The organism is Bacillus proteolyticus, from assembly GCF_001884065.1.
GTDB classification, from domain to species: Bacteria; Bacillota; Bacilli; order Bacillales; family Bacillaceae_G; genus Bacillus_A; species Bacillus_A proteolyticus.
Genome location: NZ_MACH01000092.1, coordinates 198,427 through 221,120, shown reverse-complemented (window position 1 = coordinate 221,120; position 22,694 = coordinate 198,427). Strand labels below are relative to the sequence as shown.

Below are 22,694 nucleotides of genomic sequence, written 5' to 3'. Positions count from 1 at the left end.
AAATATAGTATCTAATATAATAAAGAACATAGTTAGTAACACATCTTTGCATTAATACATTGGAAAAGAAAGGAGATAAATATGCATAAACTTCAAACGAATAAAGGCGCTCGATATATGATGATTGCTTTTATTGTTTTGTTTCTTACTATGCTTTTACGCATATTTTATATTCAAGCAGTAGGAGTCGTGCATAATGTTAATGTAAAGGATCTTGCGAAGGAACAACAAAACCAAAATGGAGTTTTAGAGGCAAATCGCGGGACAATTTATGATCAAAACGGCAAAGTATTAGTCCAAGACTCAACGACATATCGCATCGTTGTAAACTTAAAAGGAAAAGATAAATTAAAAGATAAAGAAGATACTGCAAAACGTTTAGCAGATGCGCTTGAAGTTGATAAAGAGGAAATCATGAAAAACTTTCATGAAGGACGTACACAAGTTGAAATTGGTAAAATTGGACGTAACTTATCTAGAGAAGTGAAGGAAGAAATTAAAAATTTGAAAATACCAGGTGTATCTTTCACAACAGAAAAAGCCAGAGTATACCCAAATGAAGATTTCGCCTCGTATATACTTGGTTTTGCAAGACCAGACGATAAAGGTAATGCGGTGGGGAAGTTTGGGCTTGAAGAAAGTTTGGATAAATATTTGCGCTCTACAAATGGTAATGTTTCATATGTAGGTTCACGAAAAGGAATCCCACTTACAAATGATATAGGAAAAGTAGAACCTGCTAAAAATGGGAACAACGTATACCTTACATTAGATAAACAAATTGATAGCTTTTTAGAAGAAGCGATGAATAAAGCGCAGCAACACTATGAACCTTCTATGTTAGTAGGTATTATAGCAGATCCAAAAACCGGGCAAATTTTAGCAATGTCTAGTAAGCCTAGTTATAACCCTAACAAAGGAGACATTGAATATTTTTTAAATGATCCAATTGCGAACGCATATGAACCAGGGTCTACAATGAAAATATTTACATTAGCTGCCGCAATAAATGAAGGTGTATATAATGGAAAAGAATATTTCCAATCAGGAAAATACGCAGTTGGTTCAGCAGAAATCAAAGATCATAATGGCGGATATGGATGGGGCTCAATTACATTTGATGAAGGGTTTGAAAGGTCATCAAACGTCGCCTTTTCTATTTTAGAAGATCAATTATTGAAACCAAATAAATTTAAGCAATATATGAATAAATTTGGTTTCAATCAAAAAACAGGCATAGATTTGCCTGGAGAAAGTAAAAATACATTATTGTTAAATACTCAAATTCAACAAGTTACTACTTCTTTCGGCCAAGGATCTACTGTAACTCCTATTCAAATAATACAAGCAGCCACAGCTATAGCAAATGACGGGAAAATGATGCAGCCTTATATTGTTGATAAGGTTGTAAATCCCACAAATAAACAAGTTATTATGGAAAATCAACCTAAAGAAATTGGGAATCCGATAAAAAAAGAAACATCAGAAAAGGTAAGAGGCTTAATGGAGCGAGTAATAACTTCATCAAAAGGAACGGGAACGATGTATAAAATTGATGGTTATTCAATTGGCGGTAAAACAGGAACAGCGCAAATCCCCAATCCTGAAAATGGACGATATATGGAAGGAAAAGAAAATTATATTTTTTCTTTCTTAGGAATGGCTCCAATTGATGATCCGCAGCTAGTCGTATATTTAGCTATTAAACAACCGAAATTAAAGGGTGATGAGTACGGTGCCCAGCCTCTTGCTGAAATTTTCAAACCAATTATGAAAAATAGTCTAGAATATTTAAAAGTGAAACCATATACAGAAAAACAAATGGCAGATGCAACTAAACAATCTGAAATAAAAATACAAAATTATGTGAACCAATCGATAGATACAATAAAGAATATTATAGAAAAAGAGAAACTTCAGCCAGTATTATTAGGAGAAGGAAAGATAGTAAAACAATATCCACAGTCTGGCGAAATAATGAGTGAAGGAGATCGTATATTTTTATTAGGAAACAACGTGAAGATGCCAAACTTAAAAGGTTGGTCAATGCGTGATGTTATGTATTTATCAAAATTATTTAAATTAGATTTAAAAACGACCGGTACCGGCTATGTAACGAGTCAAAGTATTGAAAAAGGACAAGACTTACAAGAAGGAGATACTTTAGAATTAGAATTAGAACCGCCACTACAACCGTTAGCAGAGGCAAATACGAATTAATTCGGACATTTTGAAGAGCCTATATACAATAGGCTTTTTTAGAGTTTTAAGTAATTTCACGCACTGTAATTTTCAGAAAAAATAATAAATAAGACCATTAACGATAGCACGACTGTAAATATCTGAATATTCTTTATTTACAGTTAAATAAATATGTGATAATATGGAAAAAATCAAATGCAGTGACGAGAAGAGTAAATAAAATGTATTTTTCACAGAGAGCTCCATTTAGCTGAAAAGGAGCAAAAATCTTTTATTGAACCAAGCCTCTGAGCAGCACACTGGAACCTTTAATAAGGGGGTGGAGTGACGGGAGCTCCCGTTATAGAGCTAAGGTATAGGCATTTTTAAAATGTAGTACCTGATAAGGTTAATATGGCGACATATTAACAAACTAGGGTGGCACCGCGATGATAAATCTCGTCCCTAAGACTTTAAGTCTTGGGGGTGGGATTTTTTTATTGATTTAAAATAATTTTGAAAGCGGGGGCCTAAAGTGAGAAAATTACTTAAAGACTGGAAAAATCCTTTATTACTACTGTCAGGAGTTGGTATTGCAAATTTAGGTGCATGGATTTACTTAATTGCATTAAATATACTTGTATACAATATGGGCGGATCGGCTTTAGCGGTCGCTACTTTATATGTAATAAAGCCATTTGCGACATTATTTACAAATGCTTGGGCAGGAAGTTTGATAGACCGTTTAAATAAACGGAAGTTAATGATCCACCTAGATATATATCGTGTAATACTTATCGCTATTTTACCTTTACTTCCATCTCTTTGGAGTGTCTATCTCTTGGTATTCTTTATTAGCATGGCTAGTGCAATTTACGAGCCAACTGCCATGACATATATGACAAAACTAATTCCAGTAGACAAAAGGCAACGTTTCAACTCACTGCGTAGTTTAATAGGATCTGGCGCTTTTTTAATTGGCCCAGCAGTTGCGGGGATATTATTAATAACTAGTACACCAGAGTTTGCAATATATATAAATGCGATAGCCTTTCTTATATCTGGTTTAATTACACTACTTTTACCTAATCTAGATAAGAAAGACAATAGTAATACATCTAGTAACAAATTATCTCTTACTTTATTAAAAAAAGATTGGAACATAGTTTTAAATTTTAGTAAAAAATCTACCTATATCGTATGTGTATACTTCTTATTCCAGGGAATAATGGTATTAGCAACAGCTATTGATGCCCTTGAACTATCGTTTGCGAAAGAAATTTTAATACTAACAGATAGTGAATACGGTTTCCTAGTTAGTATTGCTGGTGCAGGTATTATTTTAGGGGCAATAATAAACACTATTTTGTCAAAAAAATTAGCAACTTCATTTCTTATTGGAGTAGGATCACTATTCATCGCGATTGGTTATATAGTCTATGCTTTTTCAAATGGATTTTTAATAGCTGCAATTGGATTCTTTATATTATCTTTCTCTATGGCGTTTGCAAATACGGGGTATTACACATTTTATCAAAATAATGTTCCTGTTGATTTAATGGGACGAATTGGTAGTATTTACGGGCTTATCATTGCAATTATAACAATTTTTGTAACGATATTCTTCGGAGTAGCAACTCAATTTCTGTCCATTCAATTTGTAGTAACTGTAGGTGCATTTGTAATGCTAATAATAACTATCATATTGTGTATATTTACTTTATTACCTTCAAGAATCAAAGTATATACAGCTGAATCCATAGATTCAAAATAATCTTCCTTCCTTTTTACAATTAATAGCAGTTAAAAAGAGGGTTCTTTCATCTATATATTGAAAAATAATTAGGCGGAAGAACATTATTGGATGATAAGGGTGGTTGTCATGATCAATACAAATAATGAGGTTGCGAAAATTATAAAAGAATTACACCAAGAATTAGAGTTTTCCGGGGTAATTTTAATTAAAAGAGAAAATGACATTATCTACGAAAATTCGTTTGGATATGCTAATCGAAGTGAAGGTATACACAACACACTACAAACAAGATTCGGAATCGCTTCAGGATGTAAAATCTTCACTGCAATCGGCATATGTCAACTCGTTGAGAAAGGTTTACTTTCTTTTCATACAAAGTTAACAGATTGTTTAAGTATTGAATTTCCAAACTTCGATAAAGACATTACAATACATCAACTTTTAACGCATAGCTCTGGTATTCCGGATTATTTTGATGAAAGTGTTATGGATAATTTCGAGGATCTTTGGGAAAAAACGCCTACGTATCTATTAAAAGGTTTAAGAGACTTTTTACCATTATTCCAAAACAGTAATATGATGTTTGCCCCAGGAAGTAAGTTTCACTACAACAATGCAGGTTTTATCATACTTGGATTAATTATAGAACAACAGTCAGGACTTGAATTTACGGAATATATAGAAAAGAATATATTTGTTCCAGTTGTCATGAATGATTCGGGTTATTTTTCTTTAGATAATTTACCTAAAGATACAGCCCTTGGATATATAAAAGATGGGAATAATCAAAAATGGAGAACAAATGCATACTCTATACCTATTAAGGGAGGTGCTGATGGCGGTGCCTACGTTACCGCACCAGACATGTTGAAATTTTGGAAGGCTCTATTTAACAATGAAATATTAAGCCACCAATTTACAAATTTACTTTTAACTCCTCATATTTCAGTGAATAATAGCCAGTCTTACGGTTATGGAATATGGATTGAGAAAAAACAGAATACCATTTTTAAATATCATGTAATGGGATATGATCCAGGCGTTAGTTTTCGCTCGGCCATATATCCAGACTTAGGAATTACATTAGTTATTCCATCAAATAAAGGAGTAGGACCCGAAAAATTAATGACAGAAATAGAAGGAGCTTTTTAATTACATGAATATAAAAATTAGAGCATATAAAAAAGAAGACGAAATAGGTTGGGTACGTTGCCGTGCGTTATCGTTTTTAGTTACAGCATATTATGATAACGTATTTAGAGAGAAAGAAAAATATGAAAATCCTGCTATTGAATTAGTAGCTGTACACGAAAATCAAATAGTGGGTTTGATAGATATTGAATACGAATTAGAAGAACGTACTGTTTGTTCAAGAGGAACTGGTCTTGGCGGTATGATTTGGCATATTGCAGTTCATCCGGATTTCCGTAGAATGAAAATTGGTGATCAACTATTACATGAAGCAGAAAAGATAGCTAAAGAACTTAAGCTAAATCGACTGGAAGCATGGACTAGGGACGATCTATGGGTACATGGATGGTATGAAAAGAACGAATTTGTAAACGTAGATTCATATTTACATGTTTATTCCGATCATACAGACGAAATAAAAGGTTTAATAAATAGTAATATAAAACAGTTATATCCGGTTCAAACATTTGCTCATTACACAGGTGAAAATAAAGAAGAGATAAGGCAAAAGTTTAAACAGGTTCATGATTGTATCTGCTTTGAAAAATATTTTAGTTAATGCGTGATAAGCAATAAATTAAAAACCTTCGTTTAATTTACAAAATGAAGGTTTTCTTTAATGGGCTGTAATTCTATACAGATAAAAATCAAATTAAACGCACGTAAATTTTTCAGTTGAATATTTAAGTTGTAATTTGTATGGTTATATATAAAAATAATGATATATAGTTTTGATATTGATCTGAAGGGATGTGTTAGCAGTTTGCATATGATCAGCGGTAGTGTGTTTATTGTTTTGGGAGTTATCTGTTATTTGATTGTACGAAGTATTTTAATTGGGATGAAAAATAAAAAGCATGTAAATTGGTGGAAAGAATTAATTAGTTTTCTATTTGTAGTATACATTTGTATGGTTGTTGCAGTAACTTTATTCCCTTTACCAATTGGCTTTCCTTCTAGTATTGAAAATCTTAGTCGTTCAGTCAATATTATCCCCTTTGCATCAATTATTAAAGATATTGGTCAAATAGGGAGTGCTTATGATGGTGATGTCCTATTTATGACTAGTTTAATCGTAAGAAATGTAGGCGGGAATATTTTATTATTAATGCCTTTAGGATTTTTAGCACCAATAATATGGGATACATGTAAAAAGAGCAAAAATATAATTTTATTAGGTTTTGTTATATCAGTTTGTATTGAATTATTACAATTAATTGAGTCGTTATTTAGTGGATGGGGTCGCATTACTGATATTGATGATGTAACCTGTAATGTTCTAGGTTCTATTCTTGGATTTATTATTTATAAAATGGCTTTAAAAATAGCTGCTAAATTTAACATTCAAGTATTAGATAAGGCTAATTCTAAAGGTGTAGAATCTATTGATAACTAAAAGTTTAAAAGAGTTCATGGATATACTTGTTTTGAATAAAGGTATTAAAAGGCGTACGAGTAAAAAGTACGTCTTTTGATTTTTATAAATAATGCTTAAGACTGATGGAAGATTACATTCCATATTTTACAATTAAAAGTGGCTATTGCATTTCAAGTATGGAATAAAGAAAGGAGAATATAATTTTTAAAGGGAAACGTGTAAATAGGGGGAATTTAATTGGATATTATCGTTGTTATTCTTATTATCGTTTTAATGCAAGGTAAAGAACGTAAAGTGAAAATTAATCGTATTTGGCTCGTTCCAGCTTTATTGTGCTATGTAACAGTTCAGTCCATTGTTCACATGGAACAAGTAACTTTATTGCAAGGACTTCTCTTCGTTGCAATGCTTGGAATTGGATTGGCCCTGGGGATTATTAGGGGGAAAACTTTAACATTTCGGTTAGATAGTGAAACAGGTCATGTATTACGAAAAGGAAATTGGTTAAGTACTATTATTCTCCTTGTTATTTTAGGTGCAAAAATCGTGATTAAGCAAAGTATGTTTTCTGGCAGTACGCATTCTACATTAATGGTTGTAACGAATGCTTTTTTATGTATTACATTAGGTACCGTGATTAGTAGACGTTATTATATTTGGAAAAAATATAATGAATTAACACAAAAAGTATAAAAATATTCATCCCTTGTTTATCAATACTGTGAACGGCAATACTAAATAACATTGAACTTTTACAACAAGGGATGATAATATGATATTTATTTACACAGATTTCGGCGGAACACATACAACATCACTAGCTGCAGCGTATCATTTGAATAAATTACCAACTGATCGTAAGTTAACGAAAGAAGAAATTTTGAATGTAGATTACTTCAATAAATTAAAAACAGAAGATATGGGGAAAATTATTTTTCATGGAATAGACGAAAATGGTAATCCTGTTTATACGATTGGATGCGGCGCATCAAAAGTTGTTGTACCTGCGATGAAACATTTAGGAGAGATTCTGCAAAAACATTATCAAAGTCATGAAAAGATTATTTTTTCTAATACATCACCAACAGTGCCTTTACCAATGACTTTCGGTGGTCTGTTTTCTAGAAGGTTCCACATTGACTTTATCGGAGTACCGTTACTTGTATGGGGAGCAAAAATTTGCTGTGATAACATACAAAGGCTTGTTAATTATACGAAAGAAGCTGGCCGATTGACGAATGATTATGTTGTAATTTTAGATAATCAAACTTTTAAATAATGTATTATTAGGGGGAAATCGGGGAAATATCCTGATTTTCTTTTTTTATTTGTGAATTAGACAAACAATATTCACATTTATCATATATCTACTATAGCCAAAATATTAAAGTCCTGTTACTATTACAGGGGATATTCTCTTTTCATAAGATAAATATATAGAAAAGTCAGAAAAGAGGAATTGAATAAGGGAGGAACAACATGAAGCGTGTTGCTTGGATTACTGATAGTACAACTGCGAGTTTTACAACAGAAGGAGATAACTTTGTTATCCCAATTGAAGTTATTATCGATGGAGTGTCGTATAAAGATTGTGAAGAAGGAATTCATGAACGTCTTTATGAAGCGTTAAATGATGGAAGAACGGTTACTACTTCACAACCTAACATAGGGGAAATGGTAGAGTTATTTACGAAATGCAAAGAAGAATATGAAGAAGGCTTTGCAGTTGCTATTAGCGGAAAAGTAAGTGGGACCTATCAAAATATGAAGCTAGCTGCTGATATGGCAGGTTTCCCTTTAACTATATTAGATAGTGAAACGACAAGTTATCCAATGGATGAACTTATGAGAAAAGCTAAAACGTTATACAATGATGGTATGACTTTACAAGATATACACAAAACATTAGTAGATGAAAAAAGAAGACCTTTTTATGTATTTCCAAAGAGCTTAAAAGGTTTATATGCAAGTGGTCGTGTAAAGGGAGTTCAATTCTTACTTGGAAGTTTATTAAGTGTCAACTTAATCTTAGAAGTAAAAGGCGGAGAACTTTTACTTGAAAAGAAAGTGCGTAAAATTCAAAAATGTAGAGAATACATTAAAAATGAGCTTGAAAAAGAATTACCAAAAGTACTTCATATGTTCTATGCTAACGATAAAGATGGGGCTGAAGAATGGATTTCAGATATTAAACAAGCATTTCCTGAAATGGATTTCAAACTGTATCCATTACCAATTTCATTTGCTGTTCATGCCGGTGAAGGTACAATAGCAATTAGTTATTAAAAGGAAAACCCGTGAATGATTCACGGGTTTTTTTTATTATATAAAATCTTAATTACATCAACCTCATATCATAAATAATAATGTATAGATAAAAGGATTTTCTCCTTTTAAAAAAGAAGTATGTATAAACAAAAATTATAATGGTAGTGATATTATGAAAATCGGAAAGTTTGGAGAAATAAATAATATAAGTATAGATACAATTAGACATTATATGGATCTCGGACTAATTATTCCTGAAAAAAAGGGTGGCCACTATTTTTTTGATGAATATTGTCAAAAAGATGTAGAGCTTATATTAGAGTACAAATGGCTAGGTTTTAGTTTGAATGAAATTAAAAAACTTTTTCTTTATCAAAATTTAGCGAAATCTATGAATTACGAACAAGATACTCTTTACCAATCTTTATTTAAATCAAAATATGAAATGTTTGAACAAGAAATACAAGTTTTAGAGGAGAGAAGGGATAAATTAAAAGAAGTGTTAAATGATTTATCGCTAACAAATGAAACTCCGAATTCTATTATTGGGATAGATTTAAGCGTACTTCATTTACTTACATGTTCTAAGTGCAGCAAAAACTTAATTCTTCAAAATGGAATTATTAATTGCAATCAAATTACAGAGGGAAAGTTAATTTGTAACTGTGGGGAAGAATACATTATTACTTCAGGTATTCTAACAGCCGGCAATTTATTTAAAGCATATGAGCGATCTTCACTTGAAAGTTCTATTTCAGATTATATTCATGAAACTGATAATGCATATTTGGAAAATATGCATAGAGAAGGAGAATGGGCGAAAAAGAAACTAATGCAATTAGATTTAAATAACAAAATACTACTTGATATAGGATCGGGTCTTGGGTTCTTTTTGCGAAATATTTATGAAGAACTACCCGAGGATTGCTTATTTATTGCAGTTGATCGAGATTTGAATAAACTACTATTTTTAAAAGATGTATTAGAAAGAAGAAATCCGAAAAGAAACATTCTCTTTATCTGTGCTGATTTTTTAAGTATACCTATTCAGAATCAGTCTGTTGATATTGTAATTGATCAGTCTGGTACTAGTAATTATAGTTTTGAGCATGAGAATTTTTTACTTCACAAATTAAATTCTCTTTTAAAAGCTGATTGTTATTTATTAAGTTTATTTATTTTATTTAAAAATTTTAGCATAAACAGCCAAATTGAAACTAAGTTTCGAGAAAATTTTACACTTTCAAAAGTAACGAAAGAAATCCAAAATCTACAGTTTCAATTCATTGATGAAAGAACTTCAAATTATTTGGATCGAGGCGGAAAGTACGAGGATTTCTTTGTTCAAGGAGAAGAAATTTATACATATTCATTTTTCGGAAAAAGATGGAGTTAACCCCATCTTTTTTTATTTCTTTGTAGTAATTTTTAAACACAACATATTGATATTGGGTTGACCCGAGAACTTACACTGTACGTAATACAAAGTTCAGTGGGAGGGAAATGTTATGGGAAGTTTACAATTACATACGGAAAATAAAAAAAGCAACCAAGAACTAAGAAATATTTGTCTCTATTCAATTGCGAAAACAGTATCAATATCCGGTAGTTCTATTTATAGTTTCGCATTAGGATTATATGTTTTACAAATAACTGGATCTGCGTTAAATTTTGCGATTACGCTCATTTTAGGAACGATTCCAATGATTGTTATGAATCCATTTGCCGGTGTAGTTGCTGATAAGGTTGATAAAAAGAAACTGGTTGTTTGTATGGATTTACTAAGTGGATGCTTATTAATAACGGTTTATATATTAAGCAGCTATTATGGATTAAACTTATTCATCATTTATACTACTACCTTTCTTATGACGGTATTTACAACATTCTTTGGAATAGGGTTAGAAGCCGCAAAACCAAATATTGTCTCTAAAGAGAGGCTAATGAGTATTAACTCTATAAGTAAAATTATCGATTCTGTATCTTTAATTCTCGGTCCTATGTTAGGTGGCATCGTTTTTGCAGTCTTTGATATTAAAATTTTTATAATTATTAACGGTATTTCATATATTCTTTCGGGTATATCCATATTATTTATTCATTTTAAACTGTTCGAGTTCAACATAAATGAGGAATGCTCAAAACGGAGAATTAATTTTATTAAAGATATAAAAGAGGGGTTTTCATACTTAATTGAAAAGGAAAGCTTAAAGAATACGTTTCGAATTTTAATTTCACTTAATTTCTTCTTAGGGTTTGCTGTAACCGTTCCATTACCATACATTATTAACACAGTTCTCAATCTTAGTTCTAAGCAATTTGGTATCATTCAAGGAATTTTTCCAGTAGGGATGATAATTGGTGCAATTTTAGTAAAAAAGATAACTGATCGTTTTTCTTACTCTTATCTTTTGAAAAAGCTAAGTTCTATGCTGGCAGTTTTTATGATTATTTCAGGAATTCCAGTTTTATTCAAAAATATTGAAGTAAATGATTTTGTATACGTTATTACGTATTGTGTTGTTATGTTCTTTTTAGGGCTTATTATAGCGCTAATTGATATTCCTTTAATTTATTTCATGCAAAAAGAGATTCCCGATAAATATAGGGGAAGAGTGCTTAGTATTGGATTAAGTTTAGGGAAAATGATGCAGCCAATAGCACTCGCAATATCAGGTATATTATTAAACTATATTCCAGCCTATACTATTCCAATAGTAGGAGGAATCTTATATTTAATATTGAATCAGGTTTCTTCAAATCGTTTAACATTAGAACTTCATTCGAAAGATTATAGCGCTTAGTAGTTTCTTAGTTTATTTATAGAATGGATACTGCCATATCACCACTTAGCTAAAAAAACAAATACCCCTAAACGAAAAAATGAACTAAATTCCTATGGACAATTATGAAAAGATTACATTTCAGTTTTGGGGATACTTCAAAATTGTAGGTTGCTGAGTATGAATGCTATTTCTAAATATAATAAGAAAATTTAACTTTATTGATTGACCTTCCCCTTACAGGAACCAGTATATTTAAAGTAACTAATAACAGGAGGTGATTGTTATGCTTTCCATTGGTGAGTTTTCAAAAATATCACATCTCACAATGAAGACGCTGCGCTACTATGATGAAATTGGACTTTTAAAGCCTGATTTCATAGACGCTAATAATGGCTATCGCTACTATAATATTTCTCAATTAGAAACAGCTTTATTGATTACACGATTAAAAACCTATTTATTTTCACTGGAAGAGATTAAAGATCTTTTAACAAATTGGGAGAATACTGAGTTTCTTAACTCTAAAATGAAAGTCAAACAAGAAAATCTAACACAACAAATAACATTTTATTCTTCTTTATTAAAAAAGTTAACGCTTGATATTCAACAATTAGATGAAGAGGAAAGTATCATGGGTTACTTAAATCATATTGAGATTAATCTTGTAAATCACTTAACCTATAATATATTATCTCAGCGAAAACAAATGAATACCGCTGATTTTTTAACGCATTTTAATGAGTTGTTTAGTAAAATTTCATTTGAAAATTTATTACCTATTGCAAAACCACTTGCTATTTTCCATAGTTCAGAATATGTACCTGAAAGCTATGATGTAGAAATTGCGATTCCACTTGCAGAGGCCTCAAATAAAACAAAAGTATTTAATCCCGGCCTTTGCGCAATGGCTACGCTTATTGGTCCTTACGAAGAATTACCTTCTATTCATACAAAGCTACATGTTTGGATTGAAGAAAATAACTATAAACTGAATGGCGCTCCGTTTGAAGTTTATAAAACGAATCCTTATAGCACACCGGAGGAGAAAAATATCATAGAAGTATATTTTCCCATAAAATGAATAAATAAAGGGGCGTATCACAATGTATGGTATAAACCGGCCAACAATAAAAGAAAAAATCTTGATTTTAGTTGCTGAGATTATCTATTTAATCATCGCGTATTATTTACTTTTCATTACTCATGCCAAATCAGGCGTTTCACTAGGACTTTTTATTGCTTTAATTATTACAACTTTACGATTAACAGCTATGATGTTTATTTGGTTACCTAGAGGTATTGCATGGCAAGAAGCAATTATGAACAGTATTGCTTTTGGGATTTATTATTTAGGTTTCCCCATTTTAATGATTACTGGTAAACAGGATTCAAACTTAATAGTGCTTGTTATAGGGTGGATATTGTTTTTAGGAGGGAGTATATTAAACACAGTTTCAGAGTTACTTAGAAAACCTTTTAAAGACAATCCTGCAAATCAAGGTAAGCTATATACAGGCGGTTTATTTAAATATGCAATTCATATTAATTATCTTGGGGATTGCCTTTGGGTATTAGGCTTAGCGCTAATCTCTAACAATATTTATAGTTTGCTAATACCTCTAGGCCTATTAATAGTATTTGTTTTTGACTATATTCCAAAATCTGATGATTACTTACAGAATAAGTACGGAGAACAATTTACAGTATATAAACAGAAAACAAAAAAACTAATACCGTTTATTTGGTAAATTAATTTCATAAATTATAAAAAGCGCAGGATCACCATCCTGCGCTTTTCTATCGTAATTCAGCTGTTTTTCTAATAACAATCTTATCGATATCATCCTCTTCATCACCAATAAATAATCCACGTTCTTTTAAATATGTTTCGAAGTATAAATCTGCTTCTGCACGTTCATCGTATGGTTTTACAGAAAGAACGAAACCTAATTTATTTTGCTCCTCTAAATGAGAAGTGGAGATGTAAGCTGGTACATTGTGGCGTAAAAAGAGCTCTTTAACAGGAATGATCATATCTTTCATTAACTTCGTTAACATACCCATTTCAAATTCAAAATTAAAGCGATCTATACTGGATAAATCCGCAAACACTACGCCAACAAAACCTGTATTAAATACTTCTTGATATTCTACTTCTTCGTTACCGTAAAAATTCTTTTCAATCAAATAATTTATAAAATAAGAAACACCATCACTTTGTTCAAAAGGTTTTGTTGAAAGAACGAATCCGATTTTCTTTTGTTTATGTAAATACACACATGACATGTATGTAGCGATATTATGTTCTTTAAATAATGCACTCGTTGCTCCAGATAGACCATCTAATACGTGATGCACAATTTGAAGTTTTTTACGAGCGAAATAATAGGATTTCTTTTGTAACTCCAATGTATCAATAAAGACAGAGCCGATAAAGCCTGTATTTGAAATAATAGGTGTTTGCTTTTTTCTTCCTCTGCGCTTTGCTTGAGTCATTGTTAAAATCATCCCTTCATGTACAATTAAAATAAAAAGAACGTTTGTTCGTATATTTATATTTTACTATTAAAGCGCTCTAAAGTAAAGGGTTTTTGATGAAAAAACAACAAAAAAGACACCAGTAAAAGGTGCCTTAAACGCTGTAGGGAAGAGGGTTCATCCCAACTATTTATATTATGATACAGAAACAATCTCTTCTGTATCTTCTACATCTAAATGACAGTCCATAGTACGAACATCTTGATCCTCATGACTTCCGAAATAAATAGTAATTTTCATATGTATCGCTCCTTTATTCTAGGAATACCTAAAATAATTACTAGTAATGTTAATATTTATTATATACCACTTTTTTCATTCCGACAACGTTATATCATTTTTAATTCTTTTAGGGCGCAAAGAGTGATTTATAGAGATATTTTTATAGAAATAGGTACATTTCTTATATGTTATATTTAATACTGAAGGATTCGAATACGAATTTTTATGAAAGGAGCAAAATTAATGAATTATAAACAGTTACTAATAGATAATTTCACATATAAAACCTCATATATTGCGCGGCGGGTACATGGAATGGATGTAAAAGAAACGAAGGGTTATATTACTGTCGACTGCGGATTACCCGCAGATACATTTAATATTATTACACTACTAAATAGTAATGTAACGGAAGGGTTCGAGAAATTATATAAGGAGGTAGAATGCTATAATCAAAAAAAATTTCCAATGAGTGTTTGGTTTTGGGATGATAAGCAAGAACAGACTATAAAAAGCGAATTAATCAAACTTGGTTTAAAAGAAGCAGAACAGAATATCGCGATGGTAGCAGACTTAAGAAAAATTAATCCAACAATAGACATTCCAGTAGGTTTTACAATACAAAATGCAACATCGCCAGAACAAATAAAACAATTTGGCGAAACGTTAGCAACTTTATTCGATACATCAACAGAAGGTACTCAAGTTCAAGCATACTATAATCAAATTGCTTCTTTAGATTTATGGAATAGTGATGCCATGAAACTATACTTAGGCCTTTATAAAGGGAAGGTAGTATCTGTTGGCTCTCTAGTTTGTACGGAAGATAGCGTCGGTATTTATGATATAGCGACTAAAGAAGATATGAGAGGAAAAGGATTTGGTTCTATTATGTTTAATTTCCTGCTGCAAGAAGCAAAACAACTAAAAAATAATTATTGCGTATTACAAGCTTCACCTGATGGAATAAACATTTATAAAAAATCTGGCTTTCAAGCCGCAGGACAAATTACAGTTTTTGAAAATCGACATTTAATTGAATAATTCATCCAAATCAAATCGCTTTAAATATAGGAGTAAACATACCGGTATGAAGAAAATATCTATAATTACAATCATCTGTTTCTTTATTGTAATTAGCACTTTTGTTTTTCAGCAAGTAAATGAACAAAAATATACAAAAGCCATTAATCAATCAAATTATATTAAAAATATTGCGCATAGAGGGGCTTCTGCATATGCACCGGAACATACATTAGAAGCATATCAATTAGGACAGCAATTAAAAGGTGACTATATAGAAATAGATCTCCAAATGACAAAAGACGGACATTTAGTAGCTATGCATGATGAAACATTAAACCGCACAACAAACGGTACTGGTTTTGTAAAAGATCATACATTAGATGAAATAAAACAACTGAATGCAGGTTCTTTTTTCAATAAAAAGTATCCAAAGTTAGCAAAGAAAGAATTTGAAAATGCTAAAGTTCCAACACTAGAAGAAATTATTGAAACGTTTGGACATAATGCTAATTATTATATCGAAACAAAATCACCAGATGAATATCCTGGAATGGAAGAAAAATTATTAGAAATTATAAATCTCTATCAAATAAGTGATAAAGTTATTATTCAATCATTTAGTGAAGAAAGTCTACGAAAGATTCATAGTTTAAATGCCAATATACCGTTAGTACAATTATTATCATATAAAAAAGCAGTTCAATTAACAGATTTAGAAATAAAAAACTATAAAACATACTGCATTGGCCTAGGCATGAACTACAAATATATTGATGCAGTCTATGTGAAAAAAATAAAGAAACATGGCTTAGAAGTTCATCCATTTACAGTAGATAATGAAAAAAATATGGAAAAGTTACTACAATGGGGTGTAGACGGGATGTTTACTAATTATCCGGATCGTTTGCATTCGATATCGCCTTAAAAAAATCATAAATAAAAAGAATCCAAGTATTATTGGATTCTTTTTATTTTCACTTTCTGGTTATCTTTATAAAAATAAATTAGAAGGTAATTAAACTGTAATTAATTTTACCTTTGTTTTTTATACCTTTTTGATACACTAGTTACAAGAGGAATGCCAATTAGGGTAGGTAAGAACCAAAACCATATTGGTGGTAGTAAATTTATAATAGGAATATACATCCCAATGTTCACTAAAAGTGCGGTCACTGCACCAATGTAGGAGCCTAGCATACCTCTAATATGATGCCCTAGCCAATTTTTCCATCGCTGTTTTCTTGCGAGATATCCGTAAATCGCAAATGAATAGGAGATAATTGCTACATAAAATAAATATGCGATTTCATCCCAGTTTATAATGGACAATATAATTGCAGTAAGAGTTATTACAACATAGGATGCGTGATATATTTCGCCCCATTCTGTATGCTTTCCTTTCTTTTTTTGAGCAACCATCGCTACGATACCAGTGATTAAGCATATTGTTCCAAATAAAATGTGTATGGTCAAAATCATGTTAAAAATGCTCATTAAAATTCCTCCTTTTTTATTTTTATAGTATTGCAGTATAGGAGAAAAGTTGAAAAATATTGTTAGTTCAGCTTAAAATATTGAAATATAGGTACTCCTAGAACAAAATGGAATGATTAAATTTTTTCTCAAATTTAGTGAGACGAGTACTACGTTAAATGAAGGAGAGACTTCTATGTTTACATCTATCACATACTTACAATCTGGGAACGATAAACAACAAAAAGTTTACGAAGTTATTAATAAACTAAACATAATGGAGGATTTAGCCTTATATAGCCCTGTACTTTGCGGGACAATCCCTATTAGAATTGATACCCTTCATTCTGACTTAGACATTGTAATGGAAGTACATAATTATGATTTTTTTGAACAGGAAATTAGATCATTGTATGGCTCGTACGAAGGATTTGAAATGAAAAAGAAAAACATTAAAAATATCTTAACAATAAAGGTGAATTTTCAATTTGAAGGTTTTGAATTTGAATTATTTGCTCAATCGCAGCCAGTACGTAACCAAAATGCATATAAACATATGATAGTGGAGCACATGCTATTAATGCAGCATCCTCATATTAGAAAAAAAATCATCCAATTAAAAGAACAAGGCATAAAAACAGAACCGGCTTTTGCACAAGTATTAAAAATTGACGGAGATCCCTATGAAGAACTTATTTTACTAGGACAGGAAATGAGATTGTGGTAAATTAGGTACACAAAAAAATCCTCTTTATATAAAAGAGGATTTTTATTATGCCATTAACTTACGAATCAAATTACTTAATATATAAATACCTTGAGTAATTTGTTCAGGGGAAGCATATCCATACGATAAGCGTATGCACTGATCCGATTCTTCTTCATAAATACGTCCTGGGTTTAAAAGAACTCCCTTTGATAGTGCCTCTGAAAACAATTTTTTCATTGGTACGTTAGGTACAACCGTTAGCCATATAAAAAATCCACCACTTGGAATATCCCATGTAGCAATATCTGCACAATACTTCTCTAAAGCTTGTACCATCATTCGTCTTCGTTCTTTCAGGTGGATCCTTACGTTCGCAACGTGTTCTTCATAAAAGCCTTTACTTAACCATTCTGCAGCAACTCTTTGAGATAAAGAACTTGATCCATAGTCTGTTTGCATTTTTATATCTGATAATCTCTCAATAACAGGCTCTGGTCCGATGATCCATCCAATTCTAAGTCCTGGGCTAAGTGTTTTAGAGAGACTACCAATATATAATACATGTCCATGTTTATCTATCGACTTTAAAGGAGCTGGAGGCGGTTCATCAATCCATAATTCACGGTAAATATCGTCCTCGATGATAGGTAATTGCTCTTTTTCACATATTTTTAATACTTCTTTTCTTCGCTCTTTGGACATCAATATCCCCGTTGGATTTTGAAAACAAGGAATCGAATATAAAATATTTTTCTTTTGACAATATTTAATTCGTTTTAATAGGTCATTAGGTAAAATACCGTGATGATCCATTGATATACCAGATAGATTTATATTTGCTGATTGAAATACATGAAGAGAATATAAGTAAGAAGGTTGTTCAAGTAATACTGTTGATTCTCTATGTAAGAGACCGATTGATATTAATTGTAATGCCTGCAATGCCCCGGAGACTATTAATATAGAATTTGGAGAGGTATTTATTCCAAATGATTTTACATATTTACTTATCGCTTCACGTAAAGGGAAATATCCTTTTTGTTCCTCGTATCCGAAATAATCTAGCTCCTCACATACGTTACGCATAATGAATTGCATAGTTTCTAACGGGAAAAGATTAGGTGCAAGTTCTCCTTTACTCAGATGAATGAATTTTTTATTTGCTTCTGCTTCATTAATTTCTCGAACCATTAATTTACTTGGTTTATGAATACCAGCTTTCGCATATTCGCACCAATCAGGCGGAGGATTAGTCGCTAATAATGACCATGTATTATTCATTACAATTGTTCCCGCTCCAATTTTCCCTTGAATTAAACCATCTGCCATAAGTTCTTCTAGCGCAGTTATTATAGTACTACGATTTACTTGAAATAATTTTGCTAACTGCCGCTGGCTCGGAATCTTACTACCAATTGGCCATTCTCCGTTTTTAATTTTCTCTTTCATATAGTCTATTATTTGCCGGTATTTTGGTAATTTTTTATCGGTAGACATATTAAAAAACTCCCTCATTCATTTTAATAATGCAAAGTGGTTGGTTTTTTAGAGGAATAACTGGTTGAAGACATTGTATCAACTATTAAATATGATGAAAAGAAATAATTGGTAATTATAAAATGGCTGGTTTATTGGAGAGGGAGAGAAAATATGCATAATAAAAAATGGGATTTTCGTATTGTATGTGCTCACGCTTTTACGATTCTTATATGGGGGACAGCTTTTCCAGGAATTCGTATGGGGCTTGAAGCTTACACGCCTGAACACCTCACATTGCTACGATTATTAATCGCTTCTTTGATTCTTCTACTGTTTTCGTTTATATACAAATTACGTTTACCCGACTTAAAAGATATTCCAGTAATTTTTATATTTGGCGCTCTAGGATTTACTATTTATCATATTGCACTGAACTACGGTGAAAAGAGTGTGAATGCTGGACCTGCTAGTTTAATTGTATCTGTAACACCTATATTAACGGCAATTCTTGCTTCTGTTTTTTTGAATGAAAAAATGAAATTAAATGGTTGGATCGGTGGTGTAATTAGTTTAGCAGGAATTGCTTTTTTATCATTCAGTCAAGGAGATTCCATTCAATTGAATAGTGGGGTATTCCTTATATTATTAGCGGCATTTTCAGAAAGCATATTTTTCGTTTTCCAAAAGTCGTACTTAAAAAAGTATGGTTTCTTGCCATTTACAATATATACAATTTGGTCTGGTACTGTATGTATGCTTATTTTTTTACCTGGGATTTATGAAGAAATCGTAGCAGCTCCTATAGAAATTACTTTGAGCGTTATATATTTAGGTATGTTTCCGACAGTACTTCCGTACATTGCATTAGCATACATTACATCCCATGCTGGTGCATCTGAGGCAACTAGCTCTCTATATTTAACACCAGTAACTGCGTGTTTTATCGCTTGGATATGGTTAGGAGAGGTGCCCACTGTTGTTTCGATAGCTGGAGGAATCATTACTATACTTGGAGTTGTGATTGCTCATTTAACATTTAAAAAAGATAATTATAAGCAAATCGAGAGCGAAAAAGTATGGTAAAACTCTTCTGCGAGTAGTTGCAACTTGAAAGTAACAATATTGAACTAATATGGGGTTTTTAATATAGATATAATGGAAAATATCTATATTAAAATGCACTAGTCCAGCATTTGTACGGAATTTAATTATACTGTTAGATGATTATCAGAGTAAGAACTAGTATAATACTAGTTCTTTTTATCGACACACTACCCACCATTAATATTTGCTTAGAATTGTATAGATTTTAATTTTTTCCACATATACATAATTATCTTACCTATGAAAGGGGAACGTTTCTTGAAGAAAGTTTTATTTTTCGGAGACCCAGGTATTGATGATTCATTTGCAATTATGTACGGATTACTACATCCTGAAATTGAAATTGTTGGTATCGTAACTGGATATGGAAATGTTGAACATATACATGCCGCTCATAATGCAGCTTATATTTTACAGTTAGCAAACAGACAAGATATTCCTGTAATTAGCGGGGCAACAAAGCCACTTACAAATGAAATTACAACGTATTACCCTGAAATTCATGGACCAGAAGGATTAGGACCCATACATGTACCGGAAAGTGTGTTATCTATTCCGATATACAATTTTGGTAGTATTGCTGCGATTCTTGTAAAGTATGGAGAAGATTTAACAATTGTCGATGTAGGAAGATCTACCTCGTTAGCAATTGCTTTTAATTTATGGAACGACTTGATGTTAAATGTAAAAGGAATTTATTTTATGGGCGGTGTCTTTTTAGAAGCAGGGAATGTTACTCCATTAGCAGAGGCGAACGTGTACGGAGATCCTATAGCAAGTCAAATTGTATTTTAGCAAGCGAAAAATATAACGTTATTCCCTTTAAATGTAACAAATAAAACAGTTTTAACCCCAAATGTATTTACTTATATTTTAGCTAATACAAAAAATTCATTTAAGCCAATTATGAAACCAATGTACGATTATTATTTATCAGCATACCAAAAGCTCAATCCATCTATTGAAGGGCCATTATTACACGATGTACTTGCTATAAGCGATTTGGTGAATCCTACATTTTTAAATTATACATCCCGAAAAGTGACTGTGGATATATGCGGTGAAACGAAGGGACAAACTTTTGCTGATTTTCGCTCACACTCTAAATCTGAAGGAGCGCGTATAGCGTTACAATTAGATGAGGAAAAATTTATACAGGATTTTATGAAAATCCTGTTATAGGTTGATGTCGAAAAAGGGAATCATTTCACTCCGTTGAATATAAAAGATAAATTCTCTTTTTAAAGGAGCTTAAAATAGTGAACGTCCAATTAAAAATTGTTACGAGAGAAAATTGGGAAGCTGCATTAAAGTTACAAGTTAAAGAAAATCAAATACAATTTGTTCCAGCAGTGGCAGTATCACTTGCTAAAGTATACATAAAACCAGATGGTGAAAATGTCGAATATATTCCATTCGCTATATATGATGGTGACCTTATAGTCGGTTTTATTATGCATGCTTTTGTACGTGAGTCAACAGATATGTATTGGATTAACGGATTTATCGTTGATAAAAAAGAGCAAGGAAAAGGATATGGAAAAGCAGCATTACAGGAAATCATTAAATTAATAAAAAATAACTTTAAAGAGTGTGAGGAAATTAGATTAACTGTCCATAAAGATAATACTTCTGCAAAGAAACTATATGAATGTTATGGTTTTAAACCATTAGGAAATGTATATGACGGTGAGGAAGTATATCGCTTATTGTTATTGAATTAAAGATGTGCGATTTTCAATAAAGTTATATCGTGTATTTATAGTGAAAAGGCAAAGGATATCTAGAATTGAAAGATCGATTAAGTAACTGATTAGAAACAATAAGTTGTTTCGGAAAAGGGTCAAATTGAGGAGAATTGGTTTTACTAATCCATATAAATTATTTACAAAGTGAATTCACGCAATTATTTAAACATTTTATTATAAAACAGTATTTATATATACTTAAACTATCATTAATAAAAACATCAATGGAGGAACTATTATGAAAGAGAGCAATAAAAAAGAGTTGTCACTAGAGCAACGTGAAGAATTACTACAAACATTGAAAGATCGTTTTGAGAATAACATGAACCGTCATAGAGGGTTAGAATGGGCTAATATTCAAGAGAAGTTGGATGCTAATGCTGAAAAGTTGTGGTCGCTCAATGAAATGGAAAGAACTGGCGGAGAACCTGATGTTATTGATTTTGATAAAGAAAAAAGCGAATACATTTTTTATGATTGTTCAGCAGAAAGTCCTAAAGGTCGTAGAAGTGTTTGTTATGACCTTGAAGCGCTAGAATCAAGGAAGAAACATAAACCAGAAAATAACGCTATTGATATGGCAACTGCTATGGGCATTGAACTATTAACGGAAGAAGAATATCGGGCGTTGCAAAATCTTGGGGATTTCGATTTGAAGACATCGAGTTGGGTGCAAACACCTTCTGATATTAGAGAACTTGGCGGTGCCCTTTTTTGCGATTATCGCTTTGGACACGTCTTTGTGTATCACAATGGGGCAGAATCTTACTATGCGGCAAGAGGCTTTCGTGGTTCGCTAAGAGTCTAAAATTTGTACAGGCAGGTAAATTTGAAA

Annotated in this window: 21 protein-coding genes, 1 pseudogene and 1 other annotated feature; of the genes and pseudogenes, 19 read left to right on the top strand and 3 right to left on the bottom strand. The window is 31.6% G+C overall.

The features are described from left to right. The first annotated feature begins 81 nt into the window (after positions 1 to 81). From BAQ49_RS15630 to BAQ49_RS15570, 12 genes are all read left to right on the top strand, one after another. The gene (locus BAQ49_RS15630; RefSeq protein ID WP_071746073.1) at positions 82 to 2,220 is read left to right on the top strand and encodes a penicillin-binding protein; all 2,139 of its coding nucleotides are present in this window, start codon (positions 82 to 84) and stop codon (positions 2,218 to 2,220) included. Between the two features lie 173 nt (positions 2,221 to 2,393). Continuing rightward, positions 2,394 to 2,651: a binding site (T-box leader), on the top strand. A 65-nt stretch (positions 2,652 to 2,716) separates the two neighbouring features. Next, the gene (locus tag BAQ49_RS15625; RefSeq protein WP_071746072.1) at positions 2,717 to 3,955 is read left to right on the top strand and encodes an MFS transporter; all 1,239 of its coding nucleotides are present in this window, start codon (positions 2,717 to 2,719) and stop codon (positions 3,953 to 3,955) included. A gap of 108 nt (positions 3,956 to 4,063) precedes the next feature. Beyond that, positions 4,064 to 5,089 (top strand): serine hydrolase domain-containing protein, encoded by a 1,026-nt coding sequence (locus BAQ49_RS15620; protein WP_071746071.1) that lies wholly within the window; start codon positions 4,064 to 4,066, stop codon positions 5,087 to 5,089. Between the two features lie 4 nt (positions 5,090 to 5,093). Beyond that, positions 5,094 to 5,687: a GNAT family N-acetyltransferase gene (locus tag BAQ49_RS15615; RefSeq protein WP_071746070.1), complete on the top strand. Its 594-nt coding sequence runs from the start codon at positions 5,094 to 5,096 to the stop codon at positions 5,685 to 5,687. Positions 5,688 to 5,897: 210 nt separating this feature from the next. Continuing rightward, complete coding sequence (locus tag BAQ49_RS15610; RefSeq protein ID WP_083596203.1) at positions 5,898 to 6,524, top strand: VanZ family protein; 627 nt, start codon at positions 5,898 to 5,900, stop codon at positions 6,522 to 6,524. A 219-nt stretch (positions 6,525 to 6,743) separates the two neighbouring features. Further along, a complete protein-coding gene (locus tag BAQ49_RS15605) occupies positions 6,744 to 7,199 on the top strand; it encodes a CcdC protein domain-containing protein (RefSeq protein ID WP_071746068.1) in 456 nt (151 codons plus the stop codon). Positions 7,200 to 7,278: 79 nt separating this feature from the next. Then, on the top strand, positions 7,279 to 7,785 hold the full coding sequence (locus tag BAQ49_RS15600) for a DUF3189 family protein (RefSeq protein WP_071746067.1): 507 nt from the start codon (positions 7,279 to 7,281) through the stop codon (positions 7,783 to 7,785). A gap of 200 nt (positions 7,786 to 7,985) precedes the next feature. Beyond that, complete coding sequence (locus tag BAQ49_RS15595; protein ID WP_071746066.1) at positions 7,986 to 8,792, top strand: DegV family protein; 807 nt, start codon at positions 7,986 to 7,988, stop codon at positions 8,790 to 8,792. Positions 8,793 to 8,946: 154 nt separating this feature from the next. Beyond that, on the top strand, positions 8,947 to 10,170 hold the full coding sequence (locus tag BAQ49_RS15590) for a methyltransferase domain-containing protein (protein ID WP_071746065.1): 1,224 nt from the start codon (positions 8,947 to 8,949) through the stop codon (positions 10,168 to 10,170). A gap of 112 nt (positions 10,171 to 10,282) precedes the next feature. After that, entirely contained in the window at positions 10,283 to 11,578 is a 1,296-nt protein-coding gene (locus tag BAQ49_RS15580; protein WP_071746064.1) for an MFS transporter, read from the top strand. A gap of 265 nt (positions 11,579 to 11,843) precedes the next feature. After that, positions 11,844 to 12,641 carry a MerR family transcriptional regulator gene (locus tag BAQ49_RS15575; RefSeq protein ID WP_071746063.1) on the top strand — a complete coding sequence of 266 codons (798 nt, stop codon included), beginning with the start codon at positions 11,844 to 11,846 and terminating at the stop codon, positions 12,639 to 12,641. 22 nt (positions 12,642 to 12,663) lie between these two features. Then, positions 12,664 to 13,308, top strand: a complete 645-nt coding sequence (locus BAQ49_RS15570; protein WP_071746062.1) for a methyltransferase family protein — start codon at positions 12,664 to 12,666, stop codon at positions 13,306 to 13,308. Positions 13,309 to 13,357: 49 nt separating this feature from the next. Here BAQ49_RS15570 and BAQ49_RS15565 read toward each other — a convergent pair whose 3' ends face one another. After that, positions 13,358 to 14,056: a hypothetical protein gene (locus BAQ49_RS15565; protein WP_071746061.1), complete on the bottom strand. Its 699-nt coding sequence runs from the start codon at positions 14,054 to 14,056 to the stop codon at positions 13,358 to 13,360. 507 nt (positions 14,057 to 14,563) lie between these two features. Between BAQ49_RS15565 and BAQ49_RS15560 the strand changes: the two genes are divergently transcribed. Continuing rightward, entirely contained in the window at positions 14,564 to 15,364 is an 801-nt protein-coding gene (locus BAQ49_RS15560) for a GNAT family N-acetyltransferase (protein ID WP_071746060.1), read from the top strand. Positions 15,365 to 15,410: 46 nt separating this feature from the next. Then, positions 15,411 to 16,271: a glycerophosphodiester phosphodiesterase gene (locus BAQ49_RS15555; protein WP_071746059.1), complete on the top strand. Its 861-nt coding sequence runs from the start codon at positions 15,411 to 15,413 to the stop codon at positions 16,269 to 16,271. A 107-nt stretch (positions 16,272 to 16,378) separates the two neighbouring features. On the opposite strand, the gene BAQ49_RS15550 is transcribed toward BAQ49_RS15555, so the two are convergent. Then, positions 16,379 to 16,840, bottom strand: coding sequence for a DUF2306 domain-containing protein (locus tag BAQ49_RS15550; protein ID WP_071746058.1), 462 nt, complete (start codon positions 16,838 to 16,840; stop codon positions 16,379 to 16,381). A 175-nt stretch (positions 16,841 to 17,015) separates the two neighbouring features. Here BAQ49_RS15550 and BAQ49_RS15545 point away from each other — a divergent pair, with 175 nt between their 5' ends. After that, complete coding sequence (locus BAQ49_RS15545) at positions 17,016 to 17,546, top strand: DUF4269 domain-containing protein (RefSeq protein WP_071746057.1); 531 nt, start codon at positions 17,016 to 17,018, stop codon at positions 17,544 to 17,546. Between the two features lie 45 nt (positions 17,547 to 17,591). Here the strand turns inward: BAQ49_RS15545 and pdxR are convergent, their stop codons facing one another. Next, a complete protein-coding gene (pdxR, locus tag BAQ49_RS15540; RefSeq protein ID WP_071746056.1) occupies positions 17,592 to 19,025 on the bottom strand; it encodes a MocR-like pyridoxine biosynthesis transcription factor PdxR in 1,434 nt (477 codons plus the stop codon). Between the two features lie 153 nt (positions 19,026 to 19,178). Here pdxR and BAQ49_RS15535 point away from each other — a divergent pair, with 153 nt between their 5' ends. The 4 genes and pseudogenes from BAQ49_RS15535 to BAQ49_RS15520 all read left to right on the top strand — a co-directional run bounded on the left by BAQ49_RS15535 (position 19,179) and on the right by BAQ49_RS15520 (position 22,667). Beyond that, complete coding sequence (locus tag BAQ49_RS15535; RefSeq protein WP_071746055.1) at positions 19,179 to 20,090, top strand: DMT family transporter; 912 nt, start codon at positions 19,179 to 19,181, stop codon at positions 20,088 to 20,090. 279 nt (positions 20,091 to 20,369) lie between these two features. Further along, a pseudogene (locus tag BAQ49_RS15530) lies at positions 20,370 to 21,293 on the top strand (nucleoside hydrolase). Between the two features lie 77 nt (positions 21,294 to 21,370). Continuing rightward, positions 21,371 to 21,835: a GNAT family N-acetyltransferase gene (locus tag BAQ49_RS15525; RefSeq protein ID WP_071746054.1), complete on the top strand. Its 465-nt coding sequence runs from the start codon at positions 21,371 to 21,373 to the stop codon at positions 21,833 to 21,835. Positions 21,836 to 22,097: 262 nt separating this feature from the next. After that, positions 22,098 to 22,667: a DUF4256 domain-containing protein gene (locus BAQ49_RS15520; protein WP_071746053.1), complete on the top strand. Its 570-nt coding sequence runs from the start codon at positions 22,098 to 22,100 to the stop codon at positions 22,665 to 22,667. The last annotated feature ends 27 nt before the right edge of the window (positions 22,668 to 22,694 follow it).